Raw genomic sequence first — 20,457 nt, 5'->3', positions numbered from 1 at the left:
TTCCTGTGTTAAAATACCATAAAAAAGCAAAAACGGCCACCTCAGAAGAGGCAGCCGTTCCCATGAATATTTGATCGCTGTTCAGTGATTAGTCTGCCAACACCTTAGGTGCACCAGCCATAATCTCTTGAGAAGAACCTTCTTCAAACTGAACAAAGTTTTTGTTGAATAGCTCTACCAGTTTGTTACAAGCTTCAGTATAAGCCTCTTCTGATGCCCAGGTGTTACGAGGGTTCAGCAATTCAGTGGTTACACCTTCACAAGTTGATGGTACTTCAAACCCAAACTCTGGATGTTGGATAAACTCTACGTTGTCCAATTTACCTTCCAAAGCGGCAGTAATCATCGCACGAGTCTCTTTCAGCTTCATTCGTGATCCTGTACCATTCAGTCCAGTGTTGATCATCCATACGTTCACATTTTGCTCATCCATTTTCTTACCAAGCAATTCTGCATATTCTGCAGGGTGAAGCGGCATAAATGCAGCACCGAAACAAGCAGAGAATGTAGGGGTAGGTTCTGTGATGCCCATCTCAGTACCCGCAACTTTTGAAGTATAACCCGAGATGAAGTGGAACATTGCCTGTCCTTTAGACAAACGTGAGATTGGAGGAATTACCCCAAAGGCATCGAAAGTCAGGAAGAAAATGTTTTTAGGCACCGCACCGATAGATACTTCTTTGGCATTTTCGATGAAGTGAACAGGGTAAGAAACGCGAATGTTTTCTGTTACCGAGGTGTTTTCATAATCAATTGTATGCGTTCCTTCGAAGAAGCGCGTATTTTCTTCAATAGCACCGAAACGAACCGCTTTCCAGATGTCTGGCTCTTTGTCTTCTGTCAGGTCAACAGATTTCGCGTAACAACCGCCTTCAAAGTTGAAGATCGTGTTTTCCGTCCAGCCGTGCTCGTCATCACCGATAAGCGCGCGGTTAGGATCGGCAGACAAAGTTGTTTTACCAGTACCTGAAAGTCCGAAGAAGATCGCTGTGTCGCCCTCTTTACCTTCGTTGGCAGAACAGTGCATTGAAAGTACTTTGTGATCGTGTGGCAATACATAGTTAAGCACAGAGAAGATTCCTTTTTTCATCTCTCCAGCGTAAGCCGTTCCACCGATGATCAATTCGCGGGTAGTCATGTTTACGATCGCGAAATTCTTACCGTTCATTCCCAGTTCCTCGTAGTTCTCTACTTCAAACTTAGGGTTACAAAGAATTGTCCAGTTGGCTTCAAAGTTTTCCAACTCTTCTTTCAAAGGGCGGATAAACATATTGTAGGTGAACATGTGCTGCCAAGCAATAGTGTTATAAGCACGAACGTTCAATCTATAATTTGGATCTGCACCTGCGTACATATCGCGAACATACATTGTTTCACCTTCGAAAGAGGCGATCAATTTTGTTCTTAACATCTGGAATTTCTCTTCAGAGATTGGTTGGTTGATTTTACCCCACCATACTGAATCTTTAGTCTGAGCATCTTCTACAGTATATTTGTCTTTAGGAGAACGTCCAGTGAACTTACCAGTGTCCACCATAACAGAACCTCTGTCTGTTAAAACACCTTCTCCACGGCTTAATACCTCTTGCGTACATTCCGCAGGTCCCAAGTTCCATTTAACTACTGCTGGTTTTAATCCTAAGTGTTCAAAACCATTTTTCGATTTGATTCCGTGTTCTTGCATAATTAAAAAATTTTAAAAAAAGTGTCATGTTTGTAATACATAACAAATATACCTTTGCATATTCTATAAAATTATGATGAGTGTCAATGTAAAGGGTAAAAAAGTATGATAATTTGCAGTATTCGCATTTTTAACCCCTAAAAATTGAGTATGTTTAAATTTAATCTAAATTATTTTTAAGATTTGCAGGCTCCAATTCTATTGAATAATTTAAATTTAAACTAAGAATGTTAATTTAGTTCGATTGTTAAACAATTAGAGATATGAACTAAATGTTTGCTATTTTTATTTCATAAGAGGGAATCCTTCTTATTGTGTTTCATTGAATTTTCCGTTAATTTGTGGAATAAATTCATTTGTGGCATGGCGCTTTGGCTGTGTCAGGCATTCATTTCAACCTAATGGGAAAAGGAGAGATTGTATATATAAGTGCAGATCGTCGTACGCCAGAAATTTTGTTATCTACCGACAAGGGATTGATGAGGTTTCGAGGCCGTTCAATACCAGAAGATGCTCGGACATTTTTTGCAAAGGTGACGACGTGGCTGAAGATTTACCTTCAAAATCCGCCCGAAAAAACCAAGGTGGTATTTCAGCTCTAATACATGAATACGAGTTCAAGCAAGTGTTTTGTGGATATGCTCAAGATGCTTGAAGAGGGGCACCCTTCCAATACTTCGGTAAGTGTGGTGTGGTATTATGATGTGGAGGATGAAGATATGGAAGACACTGGAGAGGACTTTAAGAACATGTTCTCTTTTGATGTCGAGTTAAGAGGAATTGATGACATTCAGGATAATTCTATTCGTGAAGAATAGCAAAAGGCTGCCAAAATAAGGCAGCCTTTTTTAATGGTCATCAATTTACTATTTGATGTAAAGGAATGATTTTGTTAAAACGTTTTCCCAAAGACCTCTTGTAATACAATGAAGGCTTTAGCGTGTAACATCTTTCCTTTTTACAAAACAATGCACCTCATTGATGTGGCTAAAAAGGGAGTGATCAATAGCCATTTTTATCGGTGTGTGCATTGCATGATGCTTTAATGTAATTTTTTAGGTCCTTCATTATTGCCACCCTTACTGTTGCGGTATTTCTCCACCCAGTCGTTCATCAGCTTGCCAGCGGCTTCGCGGCCACCAATACCAAAGGATAGTGCAATGGCTACTGCAATGGCGCCAAGGGTAAGCCCAAAGGCTAAATTAACGATTTCGTCTGCAATGCCCATCTGACGTAAACCAATAGCCAGGAACAGGCCGATGATTCCTGCACGTGCAATGGAAGCGACGAATTTGTTCTCCTGATTTTTGCTCAGCATCTTATAAGCGATGGAGGCAATCCAGGTACCTACACCGAGAATGATCAGGCCAAAGAAGATATGCCCACAAAGTTCAAGTAATTCGCTTAGAATGGCAGAGAGTTGCATGAATTGCAGCTTCTCGATTGCTGCAATTGTACCGCTGAAAGCAATGAAGAAAAAGACCAGGTTACCGATGATCTTACTGATTGCTGTTTTCTGGGAAATGTACTGAATGCCTTCCACTTTATTGGCCATTTGGTCGATGCCCAAATTTGCGGCTAAACTTTCAATGATTTTTGAGATGTATCGACCTCCGATAAAGAACAGGGCTAAAATAATCGCCGCTGCAATAATGTTAGGAATCGCACCGAGTAGGGTAGATAAAGCTTCTGTTGCAGGACCAGAAATGACTTCCATTTTCAGGCTGTCCAGCGCAATGATCAAAATTGGAATAAAGACTATCAGGAAAACGATCTGACGCACCACTTTGGTGAAATCGAAAGAAGACTTTACGCCAATTTTTGCGGATAATTTATCAAGTCCTCCTGTAAGCAGGCCAGCAGCTTCCTTGGCAATGGAGGCAATAATATAGCCTGCAAAACCGATGATGCCCGCGGCAAGAATTCTCGGGATAAACTGAATGAATTCATTGAACATGCCCTGTAGTGGCGCCAAAACACCCCGTACGCCCATCATGTCCAGGACAAGTAGCAGCACATAGACTAATATGAGGTAATAGACGATGTTTGCAATGGTGTTTTCAATATTGAAATTACCACTTTTTGTCCGCTTGTTGATTCTTTCATCAAGCCTGGATTTGCTGAGGATCGTTTTAAGGACTGATTTGATGGCCTTGGCAATCAAAAAACCCACAATGAGTACAATAATAGCCCCTACAACCGAAGGGACAACTCCACCAAGCCCAGAGAGCATAGGGTCGAGAAAACGGTCAATATAGTTTTTCATAGTTATAGTTTGTGTATAATCTATGGTCTTAACCTTTTCTTGGGGCTATTTGGTTATGTCGTCTTGTAAAAAATGAAAGAACCTTTGCCTTTATGCCCTAAATAGTGATGAATTGGACTATTGGCTGATGATATGGGATATAAAAAAAGGCCAGTCAAATAACTGGCCTTTAAAATAATATGCTTTTTTGATGTGTTTATTACATCATGCCTGGCATGCCGCCACCCATTGGAGGCATAGCTGGTGCGCCAGCACCTTCTTCAGGACGATCAGCAACAACACATTCTGTTGTCAATAATAATGAAGCGATTGAGGCTGCATTCTCCAAAGCCAAACGCGTTACTTTCGTTGGGTCGATGATACCAGCAGCTACCATTGCTTCGTATTTGTCGTCACGGGCATTGTAACCGAAGTCACCTTCCGCTTCGCGAATTTTTTGAACAACGACAGAACCTTCTCCGCCAGCATTGGCAACGATAGTACGCAAAGGCGCCTCAATTGCACGACGGATAATGTTGATACCTGTAGTTTGATCTTCGTTTTCGCCTTCAACACCATCAAGAACGTTCGATGCGCGGATCAAAGCAACCCCACCACCAGGAACGATTCCTTCCTGAACAGCAGCACGCGTTGCATGCAATGCATCATCTACACGGTCTTTTTTCTCTTTCATCTCTACTTCAGTAGCAGCACCGATGTAAAGAATTGCCACACCGCCAGCCAATTTAGCCAAACGCTCTTGCAATTTCTCTTTATCGTAGTCTGAAGAAGTGTTTTCGATCTGAACTTTGATCTCGTTGATACGCGCCTGGATAAGCTCTTTGTTACCAGCACCATTAACGATTACCGTGTTGTCTTTGTCGATGTTTACTTTCTCAGCAGTACCCAACATATCGATGGTTGCTGCGTCCAGTTTGTAACCACGCTCTTCAGAAATTACCGTACCGCCTGTCAGTACCGCAAGATCCTCCAACATTGCTTTGCGACGGTCGCCGAAACCTGGTGCTTTTACAGCAGCGATTTTCAAAGAACCACGCATTTTGTTCACAACCAAAGTCGCCAAAGCTTCACCTTCGATGTCCTCAGCAACAATGACCAAACCTTTACCTGTTTGCACTACGGCTTCCAAAACAGGTAGCAATTCTTTCATGCTGCCGATTTTTTTGTCGTAAATCAAAATGTAAGGGGACTCCATCGCCACTTCCATTTTTTCGGTATTGGTTACAAAATATGGAGAAAGGTATCCACGGTCGAATTGCATACCTTCTACCGTTTTTACTTCTGTTTCAGTACCTTTGGCTTCTTCAACAGTAATTACACCGTCTTTACCCACTTTATCCATCGCTTCCGCGATCATCGTACCGATTTCTTTATCGTTGTTGGCAGAGATTGTACCCACCTGTGCAACCTCTTCAGAAGAAGTGATTGCTTTTGAAGTTTTTTTCAAATCTTCGATGATCAAAGCAACAGCTTTGTCGATACCACGCTTAAGGTCCATTGGGTTGGCGCCCGCTGCTACGTTTTTGATACCGCTTTCAAAGATCGACTGTGTCAAGACAGTGGCTGTTGTGGTTCCGTCACCTGCCATGTCAGCAGTTTTAGAAGCAACTTCTTTTACCAACTGCGCTGCCATGTTTTCTACTGAATCTTCCAATTCAATTTCTTTGGCAACAGAAACACCATCTTTGGTTACTGATGGCGCACCGAATTTTTTGTCAAGGATTACATTGCGGCCCTTAGGTCCCAAAGTTACTTTTACAGCATCAGCAATTACTGAAACACCTTTTTTTAGCTTTTCACGCGCATCAGCGTGGAATAAAATATCTTTAGCCATGATGTATGGATTTTAGAATTAAAATGAAAAAAACAGATTAAATAATAGCGAAGATGTCAGCTTCACGCATGATCAAATATTGCTTGCCTTCGTGAGTGATCTCTGTGCCGGCATATTTGCCATACAATACACTATCGCCAACTTTTACCGTTAAAGGCTCATCTTTTTTTCCTGGGCCAACAGCCACTACAGTACCCTGAGATGGTTTTTCAGTGGCAGTGTCAGGGATGATAATTCCTGATGCTGTTGTCGTTTCAGCGGCAGCGGCTTCCACAAGCACGCGGTCCGCAAGAGGTTTAATGGTTACGTTAGACATTTCTGTTATTACTGTTTAAAAATTAAAACATTTTCGAACATAATTTGAACATAGAATGTGCCAATTTATAAGCCGTCTTTATTTGTGACAAATTGACTTATAAATACCATCATCGGGTGGGTTGTGGCACTGACAGGCTTGAAAAAATGACATAGCTGATGGATGTTGATGGCAGATCACCTGCCATTTTTTAGCTGCGGGGGTGGTGGTTTTTTTGGGCATAAAAAAAACGCTGTCCCGAATAGGAACAGCGCTTTCCGCTCTTCAGTGAAGAGTGTGTTTTATCAGCAAAATTAATTTGCCGGTGCTTCTTGTGCCGGTGCTGCTGCATCGTCACTTGCTGGTGTTTCAGCAGGTGCCTGAGGCAGTTGAGTCGCCGGAGCTGACTGAATTGCTTTTTCTACATTAGGGCTGTTGAAGGTATTTCCTCCTGTAGTTCTTTGCTCACCAATAAAAAAGTGAGTAGCAAGGGTTAGCACAACAATACCAATTGCCAATCCCCAAGTGATTTTTTCCAAAAAATCTGTGGTTTTCTTTACCCCCATGATCTGAGAGGTGCTTGAGCCGCCAAACTGTGAAGATAATCCTCCACCTTTAGGGTTTTGCGCCAAGATAACCACAACCAGCAATACTGCTGCAACGATGATCACTCCAATTAAAACAGTAAACATTTATTTTCTAAGATTATGTAGTTTTTCAATGCAATTCACAAAGTAAGCTTTTTTATCGGGAAATTTCCAAATCAAAGCCTTGTAAATCTTCTTTGCTTCGGATAAATTTCCCTGACGCTCCATGATCCTCGCCAGATTTTCTGTATAAAGTTCCGTACTCATTCGAGTACTGTACTCAGCAAGGTCCACAGCTTTGGGACTTTCCTGAGTTGGGCTTACTGGTCGGCGCACCGACGGCCCGTTGGCTATAAAGCGGTCGATAAGATCCTCCTGCTCACGCAGTAGATGGTCTCTATCGGTCATTATTTTTTGTTCCACCAATTTTTCTTCTGATTCCGTAATCGATGATTTTTCCTCAGCGGGTTTTACTTCAGGCATTTGCTGTGTTTCGTCATATTGTGCTTTCACACGTAAGTATTCTTCCAAATACCCATGAATTTGTTCGGCAATCCCCTCGGCATCATCGGTATTTAGATCCTCAAATTGTTCTTCGGGATCTTTCCGTTGCTGAGTAGTCAGTAAATTTAGTGGATTATTACTGTTTTTTCTACATTCTTGATGTACAATATTGCGTTGATCTGCAATTTTGTCTTCAGCAGCCCATTCAATATTGTTATTGTTATCGGTTATCGTGTTATTATTATAAAAGGCTGTGATGTTTTTTTCATCAAGTACTTTTTTGAGGTGTTTTCGATCGGGGCTTCTCAGGGCCGCGCTCTGCAGCATTTCACGATAATCTAAGCCATCATTTTCTTTCGCCACCTTTGCCATCAGGATTTTGTAAAGAGAACAATAGGGGTATTGTTCACTCAGATCCTGTAGATCGGTGATTTCCGAGAGGGTAGCTGTATCGAGATGATAGAGCAAATGATGAAATGTAGAAAGTTTCACTCGCTAATTTTTAAGTGGACACTAAAATATAGAATAAAATAGTACTTTAAACAAGTCATTTTTTTATCTATAAATTACAAATACTACCAGTTGGCGACAGAGGCATTAAAGATATCCAAAATAATTTGGTCTGTAATGGTCGGGATTAACTGTTGCTCGGCAGCGGTTCGGTCTTGGGTGTTGGGGTTGTAATCATCGTAAAACGAGAAGGTTTTATTCTCGAAATTATAGGTGTCATCGGTGGTATTGATATAATCAGCCTTAACGGAGATTGTCAGTCGTTCCAAACCTGCGGCATCGGCCCCTTCGAGGTTGGTGTTACCGCCCGATTGTGGTGCCTGTGGCGAGAATCTGTAGCCAGAGATTACCCCCTGGATTTGCAGGTCACCATCTTCATCCACTAATGCCAGTGATGTATTTTGCTGAAAATAATCTCTGATGGCATTGGTAAAATCCTGTGACAGGTTCGCCGGCCCCGTGTTGGACTCATCGTAAAAATTGCCGATAGATACGGTTTTTACTTTGGAGTAATCAATAGATGCACCCGTGAAGGTGTAAAACCCGCAACCTGAAAAGCACAGGGTACATCCGCTGATCAGGAGGAGACTGAATATAAAACGTCGAAAGATATTCATGAATAGTTAAAAATTATCGTGGTAATGATACACAATAGAAATGGATGAAAATAATTATTGGTCAATTTCATATTGTTTAATCTTGCGATATAAGGTGCGTTCAGAGATTCCCAAATCTTGTGCCGCATACCGTCTTTTGTTGTTATTTTTTCGCAAAGCCTTGATAATAAGGTCTTTTTCTGTCTTTTCGATGCTCAGGGATTCTTCTCCGGCATGTTCATGACTGATGTCCTCTACTTCCGAAATCTCATAGGTGCCCATGTCTTCCTCTTCTTCCTGGTACATCATGGCGTTGTTCTTTGCATTTTCGGACGAGGTGGCCGAATAGGCAGGTTTGTTCTCCGGGTATTCGTTCCCTTTAACGCTGCCACTGCTGTTGCTGAATTGCCCTGGAGCTGCCAGCATGGGTAAGTTGTTGTTGACCGGCGGGGGAGGAGTGCTTGTTGTGCTGGTTTTGTTATAGCCCATCTCAAGCAGCATCGTTTTCATCTCCGCCATATCCTTTCTCATTTCGAAAAGTACTTTATAGAGGATGTCCCTTTCTGACATACTATCGAAGTTGCTCCGTTCTTTTTCTGTTGATTCTTCTTCACGGCGAATTACAGAAGGCAAATTTGGTGCTTCTTTAGGGATGTATTTCCGCAGGGTTTCGGCATCAATTTTTCTGCTCATCTCCAACACGGCAATTTGCTCTACCATATTGCGCAACTGGCGAATGTTACCAGGGAAGCGGTATTGTAACAGGCTTTCCTGCGCAGAATAGTCCAGGGAGATCGGGCTCATATGGTATTTGTCAGCGAAATCTGCGGAGAATTTACGGAAAAGGAGCAAGGCATCCTTGCCACGTTCACGCAATGGAGGCACGAAAATCGGGACGGTATTCAGTCGATAGTACAGGTCCTCGCGGAATTCGCCTTTTTCTACCGCCTTAATCAGGTTGACGTTGGTTGCGGCCACCACACGAACATTTGTTTTCTGCACTTTTGAAGAGCCAACCCTGATGAATTCACCATTCTCCAGTACGCGCAACAATCGGGCTTGTGTGCCCAGCGGCATTTCACCGATTTCGTCGAGGAAGATGGTTCCGCCGTCCGTAACTTCAAAATAGCCTTTCCGGGAATCACTTGCGCCGGTAAAGGCGCCTTTTTCGTGTCCAAACAATTCGGAATCGATGGTGCCTTCAGGAATGGCGCCGGTATTTACAGCGATAAACTGACCATGTTTACGAGAAGAAAGGTGATGAATGATTTTGGAAAATGATTCTTTACCGCTACCGCTTTCACCGGTAATCAAAACGGACATGTCGGTAGGGGCCACTTGCATGGCTACCTGAATGGCATAGTTCAGCAGTGGGGAGTTTCCCACAATGCCAAAACGCTGTTTGATACTCTGGATTTCTTCTTCTGAAAATATGGACATAGTAAATATTGTAGATGGGTTTAAAAAATCAACAAGGGCGTAAAACGATTGCTGTTTTACGCCCGCTGTATCTTAGGGGGATTATGCTTCGACGGCCTTGCCAAGGAGTGTTCCCTGGGTGCAGTCGGTGATTTTGACCATCACATAGTCGCCTGGTTTGTAATGTTCTTTATCGAATACCACTACTTTGTTGGCAGAATTTCGTCCGCTGAGTTGGTTTTCGTCTTTCTTGGAGATTTTCTCTACCAAGACCTTCTGTACCTGCCCAACCTGGCGTTTGTTTCTTGCTAAAGACGAGGCATTTTGTACCGCGATGATTTCCTCAAGTCGGCGTTTTTTAACGTCCAAAGGAATATCGTCCTCAAACTTTTTAGCCGCTAAAGTCCCTGGGCGCTCAGAGTAGAAGAACATATAAGCATAGTCATACTTAACATATTCCATTAGCGAGAGGGTTTCCTGGTGTTCTTCTTCTGTTTCAGTACAGAAACCAGTGATGAAATCTGAAGAAATACCACAGTCTTCACCAATAATGCTACGGATGGCATCCACACGATTAATGTACCACTCACGGTCGTAAGTTCTGTTCATCAAATCCAGCACACGGCTGTTACCCGACTGTGCGGGCAGGTGAATGTAGTTACAGATGTTCTCGTGATCACGCATGGCGTAAAGCACATCATCCGTAATGTCTTTTGGGTGTGAGGTGGAGAATCGTACGCGCAGGTCTGGAGAAACGGCGGCCACCATTTTCAGCAGGTCAGCAAAATTGACGATCTCTTCGGCGCCAAGTTTATTGATCTCTTTCTTGGTGTTGGTGTCCACATCTTTTGCCCATTTGTAAGAGTCCACATTCTGGCCAAGCAAAGTAACTTCGCGGTAGCCCTTATCGAAAAGGTCTTTTGCCTCTGCAACAATAGAGTGCGGGTCGCGGCTGCGCTCACGTCCACGGGTGAAGGGAACAATACAGAAAGAACACATATTATCGCAACCACGCATGATGGAGATAAAGGCCGTCAGTCCGTTGCTGTTCAGACGAACAGGGGTAACGTCGGCATAGGTTTCTTCTTTGGAAAGGATAGTGTTTACGGCTTTTTGGCCATCTTCTACTTTACTTACCAGGGCAGGGAGATCTCGGTAAGCATCTGGTCCTACAACCAAATCCACCACTTTTTCCTCTTCAAGGAGCTGAGATTTAAGTCTTTCAGCCATACAACCCAACACACCTACCATCAGGTCGCGTTTTGTGCGCTTTACGGCATTGAATTCCTCGAGTCTTTTGCGAATGGTTTTTTCAGCTTTCTCACGGATTGAACAAGTGTTCAGTAAGATGACATCAGCATCCTTGTAAGTATCTGTTGTACCATATCCATTTTCAGCCATGATGGAGGTGATGATCTCGGAATCCGAGAAGTTCATCTGACAACCATAACTTTCAATGTACATTTTCTTTGTGCGTTCAGGATTTACTTTTTGGCTGATTTTAACGGCCGTAGCATCCACTTTTTGAGAGTGTTGCTCATCGTTATCCAAAACCCCAAGGTCTTTAATGATATCGCTCATTTCTAATCTGTTGTTCTAAAATTTTTGTGATAGGAACAAAAAATGTGCCCTATTATAGGTTGCAAAATTAACAAAATGATCGGAGAACTGACAGATTGGCAGAGGAATTTATCGCATTAATTCAATATTCTTGACTTTGCAGGGCATTTGAAACTAAAAATTTGCAGTATAATGTCAGTTTTTATACCTGCTCTTAGGTTTTAGGGGCAAAAAAAATCCTATTCCAAAGCGTGGAACAGGATGTTTGGTGATGCAGAAAGCAAGCTTGATGGCAACCTGCAGAATGAAGTGGAGCCTCCAACCTGCGGATTGCTATTGTCTTTTGGTGTCTATTTAGGTTTTGCGCTTCTTCTTTTTGGCGGCAGGGAACAGGATGTTATTCAAAATCAGTCGGTAGCCTGGGGAATTCGGGTGGAGGTTCAGATCGGTGGGGTCCTCTCCAACGAGGTGCTTATAGTCCTCAGGGTCATGGCCACCATAGAAAGTCCAGAAGCCTTTGCCATAAACGCCATGTAAATAGCGTGCCTCATCGATGGATTTGGTTTCTCCCATAACCACCACATCCGATTTAATGAGCTTCTTTTTATAAGCAGTAGTCTGGCCCATGAAGCCTTTCACAATGCGCACATGGTTTTGCGTCAGCATGGTTGGGATGGGGTCCCATTTGGCTGAAAATTCAAAGAGGGAGAAATAATCATTATTTTCCGACAAACCCCTTTCAATTTCTTGATTATCGATATTACTGAATTCATATTCCATCGGATTTCTGTTGATTTTAAAATCCTGAAAGGCAAAAGTGGGGGCGAAATTAAGCTTTCGCTGTGCATGTGGATCTGCAGGGTCGCCATCATACATGGATTCACAGATGTCCACGCCGTCAGCGGCAAGGGCAATATCAAAAGTATCGGTGGCAGAACACATGGCAAACAAAAAGCCTCCGCCAGCAACAAACTCCTGAATTCGTTTTACCACTGCGAGCTTCATTTGGGAGACTTTCGTGAACCCGTGCTTGTGGGCAGCTTCCTCAAACTCTTTCTGTTGCTCAATATACCACGACTGATAGCGGTAGGCACGGTAAAATTTCCCGTATTGCCCCGTAAAATCCTCATGATGCAGGTGGAGCCAGTCGTATTTTGGGAGGTCGTTCAGCAGTACTTCATCGTCAAAAACAACCTCGTAAGGAATTTCGGCATAGGTGAGTACCAAGGTGACGGCATCGTCCCAGGGTTGCTTACTTTTTGGGCTGTAAACGGCAATTTTTGGCGGTTTCTGAAGTTTCATGACATCCGTATTGGTGTTTGGGGATGCTAATTTTGAAACGATTTGATTGGACTGCCCATCGGAGATCACTTCGTAGGAAACGCCCCGAATGACACATTCATTTTCGTACTTCTGACTGTATTTGACCAAAAAACTGCCTCCGCGAAAATTCAGGAGCCAGTTGATCTCCTGATCCTGGGCCAACATCCAATAAGCGATGCCATAAGCTTTGAGGTGATTGGTTTGCTTTTGGTCCATGGGTAAAAGCAAATACATGGAGAAGGCTTTTTGTGTACTGAGCAATAAAAAGCATAGGAGGAAGATGCGGAAGTGTTTTTTCATAAGAAAGAGCAGCCGTTCAGGTAATTTTTTAAATATTTCTGTGGAAGAATATTCTGTTTTTGATTTGATACTAATAACTTGTGTTTTGCCAATATATACGTTGATTTTTATCACCAACCTATGGAAATCTTAGAAAATTTTAAAGAAGGTTTACGCTCTATTCAGGGAAACCTTTTTCGCTCTTTACTCACTGCCTTAATTATTGCGATTGGGATTAGTTCCCTGGTGGGAATTATTACGGCTATTGACGGGATCAAAGCAAGTATTGATGGCAACCTGAGTACCCTCGGGGCAAATACCTTTCGGGTGGTGTCGGTAAATAATGGCAACCGCGGCAATGAGGACGGCAAGGCACGGAAGATGTTTCCGCCAGTGAAGTATTCAGAATTTCAGATTTTCAAGGAAAATTTCAAAGGGGCGGATGACATGACCCTTTATGCCTACCTGACGTGGAATGCGGAGGTGAAGTACCAGTCTGTGAAAACCAACCCCAATGTTCGGATTATTGGTGCCGATGGCGGCTATTTGGCCATTGAGGGGGTGCCTTTCAAGAAAGGGCGTGACTTTACGGCTGGAGAACTGAAAAATGGGGCGCCCGTGGTGGTTATTGGGAAAGATATTGAAGCCAAGCTTTTTCCGTCTGCAAGTAAAATCAATCCTATTGGGAAATACATTACCGCTTACGGTGCCAGCCTTCGGGTGATTGGAGTCCTTGACACCCAGGGAGCGATGGGCTCAAATTCGGGGGTCGATCGGGCAATTGTTCTGCCGCTGGAACGGGCAAGGATGCTTGCGGCGGGGCAGGGGCTTTCCTGTACATTGAAAGTGGCGCTGAATGATTTTTCAAAAATTGATCCGTCGATAGGTCGTGCTACCGCAGTGATGAGGGCGGTCCGTGGCGATCGGCCAGGGGAAGAGAACAGTTTTGAAGTGAAGGCGGACCAGTCGCTTGCCGACCGCCTGGGGGATATGTCGCTGAAGCTGAAAATTGGCGGATTGGGCATTGGGCTGATCACCATTCTGGGGGCTGCCATTGGGCTGATGAACATCATGATGGTTTCTGTGACCGAACGCACCCGAGAAATTGGCGTGCGAAAAGCTTTGGGAGCTACCCCACATAAGATAAAAATGCAGTTTTTAATGGAGGCAATCACGATTTGCCTGATTGGTGGCCTGACGGGGATTGTGTTAGGGTTTATCTTTGGAAATGCAGTGGGCTTTGTGGTGAAAGCAGACAGTTTGGTGTTTCCTGTGGGCTGGATGCTTTTCGGCTTTTTTATCAGTATCCTCGTGGGGGTATTGTCGGGTTACCTTCCTGCAGCGAAAGCCAGTCGTCTTGATCCGATAGAATCCTTACGATTTGAGTAGCAATGATATCTATTTAATCACTATTGTAATATAATTCATCATATTTATCAGATACCATGGTTGCGATGTGCTATATTGCGTAAATATTAATGATTTTCTTCCGTTTGTTTAGAAGAAGCTCTGCGGCTGAATCTTTCCCCCCAATTCCTTTAATTTTTGTATGGTCAAGTTGTTTGGACATTTATTGCTCCTGTTCGTGATAGGAGCACAAAGCTATGCTCAGGAGCAGACCCTGCAAGTGAAGGGGCTGTACCAGGGGAGGAATGTCTATGTTCAAAACCCACAAATTCCCAATGATCGTTTTGCGACTCAGGCGGTTTTTCTGAATGGGCAAAAAGTGCTTGGGGAATTAACATCTTCAACTTTTACCGTTGACCTGTCACATTTGCAAAAAGAGGATTCGGTCAATGTCGTGATTCAGTATTTAGGAGGTCAGCCGCCAAAAGTGGTAAACCCTCAGGTGTTGCGCGCCAAAGTAAAGTTTGATTTTGCGTATATCTCCCTTGAAAATGACGTGTTGCGATGGGCTGTTCATGGCTATGGCAATAATGGCGTGTTCATTGTTCAGCAGTATAAAAATAAGCAGTGGGAGATTGTAGGCAGTCGGTCGGGAGAGAAGATCATGGATGAAAAATATGACTTCCCGGTTTCCCTTACCAAAGGAACCAACCGTTTTCGGGTTCGATTTTTAACGGCAGAGGGCAAGTCTTTTTACTCGCAGGTCGTGAGTAAGGATAATTTTGATAATCCCATAGAAATTTTTCCTGCACGGGTATCAACAAAACTCTATCTTAATCGGCCAGTAACTTATGATGTGGAGGATGCTTTTGGAAATCTTGTAAAAAGTGGGCAAGGTAAAGAAGTGGACATGTCTGCCGCCGAAACGGGACTTTATTACCTTATAGTAGGTGATCAGCGCAAGAAGTTCTTTAAAAAATAAGTTCATTGTGGGGGTGTCTTGCCTCACAAATCATGTCTTCAGGCTTTCTTAATGTACTGTGCCGTTCATGCGGGAGGTTTCTCTGTAAAAAATGCGGTATTTTATTTCGTAAAAAATCCAACTTTTTCGTTTTCTTCCTAAATTGCCATGTAATATTTATTTGGTTATGAGAAGGAAGTATATTTTTATTGGAGGAGGGGTTATTTTTTGGTTGAGCGTTTTGTTATGGAGTTGTACAAACCAATCTGATAGCAAGCAGCAACAATCCCCATCAGAGATGGCAGTAGCAACCATTCAGTCCCAGAAGGCAGATTTTGTTGGAACAGCGAAGTGCCAGTCATGCCATGAGGGTGAATACAATGACTGGAAAGACTCTGACCATGACTGGGCGATGCAGATAGCGATGGATACCACCGTGTTGGGGGATTTTAACGACAAGACGGTTACGCTCAACGGCATTAAATCTCATTTCTTTAAAAAGGGCAATAAGTATTTTATTAATACTGAAGGAAAGGATGGACAATACCAGGACTTTGAAGTAAAATACACCTTTGGCTATTATCCACTTCAGAATTATATGACTGAAAATGAAGATGGTCGTATTCAGGTGCACCGTGTAACGTGGGATTCCAAAAATAAGAAGTGGTTTAATCAGCATGATGATCTTGATCTTCACCATGGAGAGTGGTTAAACTGGACGGGTGCCGCAGGAACATGGAATACGATGTGTGCTGATTGCCATTCCACCAACTTGCAAAAAAATTATGACCCCGAAACCGATACCTTTCACACGACCTTCGACGAAATTAATGTTGCCTGTGAGGCCTGCCATGGTGCGGGTAGCCAACATGTGGAATGGGTAGAAAGTGAGGATTTTTCAGAGGAGAAAAATGAGGAGGTGAAGAGTTTTATGAAAATGACCTCCTACCTGGATAATAAACAGCTGGTGCGTGAGTGTGCCCCCTGCCATTCCCGACGGATGAATATCGACCTTGATAACCATTTGGACGGGGAATATATGGATCATTATGTACCAGAAATTCTCCGAGATGGCATGTATCATGGCGATGGTGCAATTCAGGATGAAGTTTATGTTTATGGCTCTTTCATTCAGTCGAAAATGTATGAGCACGGAGTGAAATGTACCGATTGCCATGATCCGCACACAAGCCGATTGAAGGGCGCAAAAAGCAAGGATAAGTCCAAGTGGAAATTCGATAATAAGGTGTGTACCAATTGCCATTTGAAAGGCCATGATGCCGAGGAGTTTGACACCCCAAAGCATACCTTCCATGAGGCAGGAACCAAAGCTTCTGAATGTATTTCCTGCCATTTTGTTGGTGAAACTTATATGGGCAACGACTTCCGCCCAGATCACTCTTTCCGTGTGCCAAGGCCAGATCAGTCTGTAAAATATGGCACCAAGAATGCGTGTAATGAGTGCCATGACGATAAATCTGCCAAATGGGCAGCGGATGCCGTTGAAAAATGGTATGGCAAGGAACGTCAGCACGATTACACCGATAAATTACTGATGGCGCGAAACCGTAATCCTGAGGATGTTAAGGAAATTGCCAAATTTGTGCGTAACCTCAAACAGCCCGCAATTGCCCGTGCTACGGGGATTTACTATTTGTCGGAAATTCAAAGTGTTGAAACCCTAACGCCAATATTGAATGCGCTGAAAGACCCTGAGCCTTTGGTGCGCTACCGTGCCGTGGAGGCTATTGCGGCGTGGGATTGGCAGGACCGCGTGAGTTATTTGTCGCCGATGTTAAAAGATTCGGTGAAGTCTGTACGGGTAGCTGCAATTCGTTCAATAGTAACTCCTGATGAGTCGGCTATTCCATCGCTTTACCGTACAGCCTACGGAAAAGTGATGAAAGAATACCTCCATTCGCTTGAGATTAATGCCGATTTTCGGAATGGTAACTTCTCTTACGGTCAGTATTATGAACGCATGGGCGACGATGTAAAGGCGGAAAAATATTACCTGCGTACCATTGAAATGGATACCATCTTCAATGCCGCACGCATTCAACTGGCGAATCTTTACAACCGAAAAGGGGACAATGCTGCCGCTACGGAAGTCCTGAAAAAAGTAATTGAGATTGAGCCTGCCTATGGGGGGGCTTATTATTCTCTGGGCTTGATCAAGGCAGAGGAAAAAGACTATGCCGCTGCGGCGAAATACCTCGGATTCGGGGTGAAAAAGGGGAATGATCATCCTCGGGCCTACTACAACTGGGCTTTGGCAGCTCAGCAGTCGGGAGACCGTCGCCTGGCGGCAAAGGTATTCTCCGATGGTATCAATCGCTATGCCAACTCGCTGGATTTACGGAATGCCTATGCCATTATGCTGATTCAGGATAAACAGTTTGCCGAAGCCCTGATTCAGATTGATGCCATGTTGCAACTGGCGCCTGAAAACCCACAGCTTCAGAATATGAAGCGGCAGGTGGAGCAAATGCAACAGCAGGGGATGTGATTTTGAAATTTATTCATTTTTATTGCTATCGGGGGCTGTTGCACAACTTGAATTGTAATTTATGTCATTAAATAATATTCGGATTTGGTAGGATCAGCCCTGTCATTAAGTTAAGCGCATTATCCTGTAGAGACGTTATTTTTAACGTCTAATTCAATGGTGATTTTATAGGTTTCCTCTTAGATTTATTCAAATTGTTACGTGAGTCGTTAAGAATAACGCCTCTACGAGCATTTCAAATTTAGACCGGTGTCCCTCAAAACCCTTAACTTAATGACATTGGGGTCCGCCCCATGTGTCTGACCTAAATAGTCATTTTACCAGTTAACTTCGGGCGAAAATGTGGGTTCGTCCGTTCCCAACAGCATAAAATTTGAGCATGAATCAGTAATTGACAGCCCCTGATGGCTTACTGAGTTTGTCTGCTGAGGTTATTGCACAACCATACCCAAAACATCTCGAATCCATAAACAGGTTTGATGCAAGCGGAATGCTTGAACCAAATAGGTGAGATAAGGGAACCTTATTTCTTCAAATGCACCCAATGAATGGCGCCTTCCTCCTGATTTTCATAAATCTGATAGCCGAGATTTTTGAAAAAGGACAGGCCATATTCCAGCTCAAGTGGGCAGCGAACATGTAACTCAAGGCCTTCATTTCGTTGTAGCTGTTTTTCGAGCTCCTCCATGAAAAAGGCGCCATAAGCATTTTTTTGTTGCTCCAATTCAATCATCAGAAATTTCAGCAAACCTTCTTTAATGATCCCAAACCCAATGGTATTTTCATCGACGATCATAAGGGTTGTCCGATTGACCAGGTCGTAAAAAAAGTCAAATCGCTCTCCTTCATCTGTGTAATGATCGGGCAAAGGATCGGCAAGGGGTAACAGTTGTTCGGTGATCACCGCTTTGAAAATGCGGATGATGTCATCTAAATCGGCAGGAGTCGCCTGGCGGAATTCAATCAACGGAATATTCATAAGCAATACTTTTATTGGTGTTTTCTTTTCTCTTTTAACTGTGAAAGTGCGGCATTGGCTTTTTGATCAAGGCTTTTTTTGTACGGGTGGCCTGTATAGTCACTTACTTGTTCGAAGAACGATTTCGCACTGGGGTAATCCTGACGGCCTTCATAAATCTCGCCCAATTTTAAGCATGCCGAAGGGGCGAAGTAAAGGGGCAAATGCTGTTGTGCTTCAATAACCTGAAGGTAGGCGCCAACGGCTTTTTCAGGTTGAGCCGTGAGTTCAAAATATTGCCCTTTTCGATACCAATAGGTGGTTTGCAGCTCATTAGTCGCTAAACTGTTGGGGTCAATATTGTCGAGACACAGCCGCGCTTTTTGCCAATATCCGCCGTCCAAAAAATAGCGCGCCTGTTGTAGGTGGGTATTGGGGAGGGGGAGATCGGCCTGTGCGTGTGCGTACCGATCGGCATAGGTGTCGGCAGGCAATAATTTTATTTTCTTCAATAAGCTTTCGGCCTCTTTCCGCTGCTTTAAAAATAAATAGGCCATGGCCATTTTATAAGTGGCGTCGGCTTTGAAGGCATCGCCCTTGCGCCCGTTAAAGGCGTTGAAATAGCCAATGGCGGCTTTGTACTCTCCTGCGCGCAGTGCTAAATCGCCCAAATGCAGATCGATAATGGGCAATTTTTGTTGCAGGTTATCTTGCAGGAAAAGGGCACTTGCCTCTTCACTTTGTCGGTTTTTCTTCAGCATCAGTGCCCTGAAATATCGGTGAAGCGGATCTTTCGGAGGGCATAGGGAGATGGCGGTTTGTTCTTCATGCGCCAAAAAGTGATAAACAAGGCTTTCGAGCAGCAGACTTTCATAAGCAAATTCACTTTTTTGCGCCAAGTGCAGGGCTGAAATTCCTTTACTGAAATCTCCTTTGGGAATGCCGAGGGTTTGTGTGATCCACAGGTATTTACTGGGAATCATGCTGAAGGCGACTTCAAATACACCGATGTTTTTATAGGCGCGGTAGTCGTGGGGGTGTTGTTTAAGGAATTTTCGTTGCTGCTTGAAAATCTTGTATAGTTGCCACCCTCCAGCAATTTCGTGGTTGTACTTCAATCGTAACAGTGCCCAGTGCAGTTTTATTTCTTGCTGATAAATGAACTGGTCGGTTGGGGGTAAAGCATGGAGCTCTTCCAGCAGGATGTTTTCCTGTTCGGCCATTTTTTCAAAGTAGGCTGGCTGATCCTGAATAAGGATGTCTGAAACGAAGGACAAGGAAGTGAAATATTGTTTTGGACCAACAGGTAATTCCTTGCAGATGCGTTGGGTTTGGGGCTGGTCGAAATGCGCCAAGGCGTTGTACGCCGACTGGAAATCGGCTGTTTGGCTGAAAGCGGGAAGGGCGATCAGGGAAAGGAAGAAAATAAAAAATCGGCTGTTTGTTGGCATGTGTGTTTTTGTTGGTTTGGATACACGCGTGTTTTTTTGTCCGCAGATTACTTTATGTTTTAATCAAAAAAAATTTAGGCTGCCCTTTTAAGCATTACATAATGTTGTTTGGGTGTGATATCGGCCATGATGCCCTTAATTTAAAGGATTGCCGTGATTATTGATAATATTAATTTGTACGTAACGACTCTCTTTAGTTCAGGCGTCCCGCTTGGACCAAAGATAATGCTAAGCTTGAAGCAGCGCAGCTTTTGACGGCAGATTTCTCTGTGCTTTCATCAAAAAATCTGTGGACAAATCAATACCTGTCACCTATTGCGAGACGCTGTCTTGCGAAAGGTTTGTTTAAAGTGTTATCACGAGAGAGACTCTCG

Annotated in this window: 15 protein-coding genes and 1 pseudogene; 4 read left to right on the top strand and 12 right to left on the bottom strand. The window is 43.5% G+C overall.

The features are described from left to right. Nucleotides 1-88 precede the first annotated feature (88 nt). Complete coding sequence (gene pckA, locus AABK40_RS09105) at nt 89-1,684, bottom strand: phosphoenolpyruvate carboxykinase (ATP) (RefSeq protein ID WP_332918984.1); 1,596 nt, start codon at nt 1,682-1,684, stop codon at nt 89-91. A 401-nt stretch (nt 1,685-2,085) separates the two neighbouring features. Between pckA and AABK40_RS09100 the strand changes: the two are divergent. Continuing rightward, nucleotides 2,086-2,502 (top strand): annotated as a pseudogene (locus tag AABK40_RS09100) (DUF1987 domain-containing protein). A 224-nt stretch (nt 2,503-2,726) separates the two neighbouring features. On the opposite strand, the gene AABK40_RS09095 reads toward AABK40_RS09100, so the two are convergent. From AABK40_RS09095 to AABK40_RS09055, 9 genes are all read right to left on the bottom strand, one after another. Beyond that, entirely contained in the window at nt 2,727-3,950 is a 1,224-nt protein-coding gene (locus tag AABK40_RS09095; protein ID WP_338396837.1) for a mechanosensitive ion channel, read from the bottom strand. Between the two features lie 199 nt (nt 3,951-4,149). Further along, complete coding sequence (gene groL, locus AABK40_RS09090; protein WP_332918987.1) at nt 4,150-5,784, bottom strand: chaperonin GroEL; 1,635 nt, start codon at nt 5,782-5,784, stop codon at nt 4,150-4,152. A gap of 37 nt (nt 5,785-5,821) precedes the next feature. Beyond that, a complete protein-coding gene (locus AABK40_RS09085) occupies nt 5,822-6,100 on the bottom strand; it encodes a co-chaperone GroES (protein ID WP_332918988.1) in 279 nt (92 codons plus the stop codon). 293 nt (nt 6,101-6,393) lie between these two features. Next, nucleotides 6,394-6,771 carry a preprotein translocase subunit SecG gene (secG, locus tag AABK40_RS09080; RefSeq protein WP_332918989.1) on the bottom strand — a complete coding sequence of 126 codons (378 nt, stop codon included), beginning with the start codon at nt 6,769-6,771 and terminating at the stop codon, nt 6,394-6,396. Continuing rightward, entirely contained in the window at nt 6,772-7,662 is an 891-nt protein-coding gene (locus tag AABK40_RS09075; RefSeq protein ID WP_338396836.1) for a hypothetical protein, read from the bottom strand. An 83-nt stretch (nt 7,663-7,745) separates the two neighbouring features. Next, complete coding sequence (locus AABK40_RS09070; protein WP_338396835.1) at nt 7,746-8,297, bottom strand: LptE family protein; 552 nt, start codon at nt 8,295-8,297, stop codon at nt 7,746-7,748. A gap of 54 nt (nt 8,298-8,351) precedes the next feature. Further along, nucleotides 8,352-9,716, bottom strand: a complete 1,365-nt coding sequence (locus AABK40_RS09065) for a sigma-54 interaction domain-containing protein (RefSeq protein ID WP_332918992.1) — start codon at nt 9,714-9,716, stop codon at nt 8,352-8,354. Nucleotides 9,717-9,797: 81 nt separating this feature from the next. After that, nucleotides 9,798-11,276, bottom strand: coding sequence for a tRNA (N6-isopentenyl adenosine(37)-C2)-methylthiotransferase MiaB (miaB, locus tag AABK40_RS09060; protein ID WP_338396834.1), 1,479 nt, complete (start codon nt 11,274-11,276; stop codon nt 9,798-9,800). Nucleotides 11,277-11,609: 333 nt separating this feature from the next. Then, nucleotides 11,610-12,878 carry an asparagine synthetase B gene (locus AABK40_RS09055; protein ID WP_332918994.1) on the bottom strand — a complete coding sequence of 423 codons (1,269 nt, stop codon included), beginning with the start codon at nt 12,876-12,878 and terminating at the stop codon, nt 11,610-11,612. Between the two features lie 120 nt (nt 12,879-12,998). Between AABK40_RS09055 and AABK40_RS09050 the strand changes: the two genes are divergently transcribed. The 3 genes from AABK40_RS09050 (at nt 12,999) to AABK40_RS09040 (ending at nt 17,674) form a co-directional block, all read left to right on the top strand. Next, on the top strand, nt 12,999-14,246 hold the full coding sequence (locus tag AABK40_RS09050; RefSeq protein WP_338396833.1) for an ABC transporter permease: 1,248 nt from the start codon (nt 12,999-13,001) through the stop codon (nt 14,244-14,246). A gap of 160 nt (nt 14,247-14,406) precedes the next feature. Next, entirely contained in the window at nt 14,407-15,186 is a 780-nt protein-coding gene (locus AABK40_RS09045; RefSeq protein WP_332918996.1) for a hypothetical protein, read from the top strand. A 277-nt stretch (nt 15,187-15,463) separates the two neighbouring features. Next, nucleotides 15,464-17,674, top strand: coding sequence for a multiheme c-type cytochrome (locus AABK40_RS09040; protein WP_338396832.1), 2,211 nt, complete (start codon nt 15,464-15,466; stop codon nt 17,672-17,674). Between the two features lie 523 nt (nt 17,675-18,197). On the opposite strand, the gene AABK40_RS09035 is transcribed toward AABK40_RS09040, so the two are convergent. Then, nucleotides 18,198-18,653, bottom strand: coding sequence for a GNAT family N-acetyltransferase (locus AABK40_RS09035; RefSeq protein ID WP_338396831.1), 456 nt, complete (start codon nt 18,651-18,653; stop codon nt 18,198-18,200). 11 nt (nt 18,654-18,664) lie between these two features. Next, on the bottom strand, nt 18,665-20,083 hold the full coding sequence (locus AABK40_RS09030; RefSeq protein WP_338396830.1) for a tetratricopeptide repeat protein: 1,419 nt from the start codon (nt 20,081-20,083) through the stop codon (nt 18,665-18,667). Nucleotides 20,084-20,457 lie beyond the last annotated feature (374 nt).

The sequence above is a fragment of the Persicobacter psychrovividus genome (assembly GCF_036492425.1).
GTDB lineage: Bacteria > Bacteroidota > Bacteroidia > Cytophagales > Cyclobacteriaceae > Persicobacter > Persicobacter psychrovividus.
Note: the sequence above shows the minus strand (reverse complement) of the source record. Positions and strands in the feature narration are given on the sequence as shown.

Bases quoted from the DNA above. Each gene is read 5' to 3' on its own strand.
- miaB (WP_338396834.1), bottom strand. From the start codon at position 11,276: ATGAGCGATATCATTAAAGACCTTGGGGTTTTGGATAACGATGAGCAA.
- pckA (WP_332918984.1), bottom strand. From the start codon at position 1,684: ATGCAAGAACACGGAATCAAATCGAAAAATGGTTTTGAACACTTAGGA.
- AABK40_RS09030 (WP_338396830.1), bottom strand. From the start codon at position 20,083: ATGCCAACAAACAGCCGATTTTTTATTTTCTTCCTTTCCCTGATCGCC.
- secG (WP_332918989.1), bottom strand. From the start codon at position 6,771: ATGTTTACTGTTTTAATTGGAGTGATCATCGTTGCAGCAGTATTGCTG.
- AABK40_RS09040 (WP_338396832.1), top strand. From the start codon at position 15,464: ATGGCAGTAGCAACCATTCAGTCCCAGAAGGCAGATTTTGTTGGAACA.
- AABK40_RS09045 (WP_332918996.1), top strand. From the start codon at position 14,407: ATGGTCAAGTTGTTTGGACATTTATTGCTCCTGTTCGTGATAGGAGCA.
- AABK40_RS09055 (WP_332918994.1), bottom strand. From the start codon at position 12,878: ATGAAAAAACACTTCCGCATCTTCCTCCTATGCTTTTTATTGCTCAGT.
- AABK40_RS09095 (WP_338396837.1), bottom strand. From the start codon at position 3,950: ATGAAAAACTATATTGACCGTTTTCTCGACCCTATGCTCTCTGGGCTT.
- AABK40_RS09050 (WP_338396833.1), top strand. From the start codon at position 12,999: ATGGAAATCTTAGAAAATTTTAAAGAAGGTTTACGCTCTATTCAGGGA.
- AABK40_RS09085 (WP_332918988.1), bottom strand. From the start codon at position 6,100: ATGTCTAACGTAACCATTAAACCTCTTGCGGACCGCGTGCTTGTGGAA.
- AABK40_RS09035 (WP_338396831.1), bottom strand. From the start codon at position 18,653: ATGAATATTCCGTTGATTGAATTCCGCCAGGCGACTCCTGCCGATTTA.
- groL (WP_332918987.1), bottom strand. From the start codon at position 5,784: ATGGCTAAAGATATTTTATTCCACGCTGATGCGCGTGAAAAGCTAAAA.
- AABK40_RS09070 (WP_338396835.1), bottom strand. From the start codon at position 8,297: ATGAATATCTTTCGACGTTTTATATTCAGTCTCCTCCTGATCAGCGGA.
- AABK40_RS09065 (WP_332918992.1), bottom strand. From the start codon at position 9,716: ATGTCCATATTTTCAGAAGAAGAAATCCAGAGTATCAAACAGCGTTTT.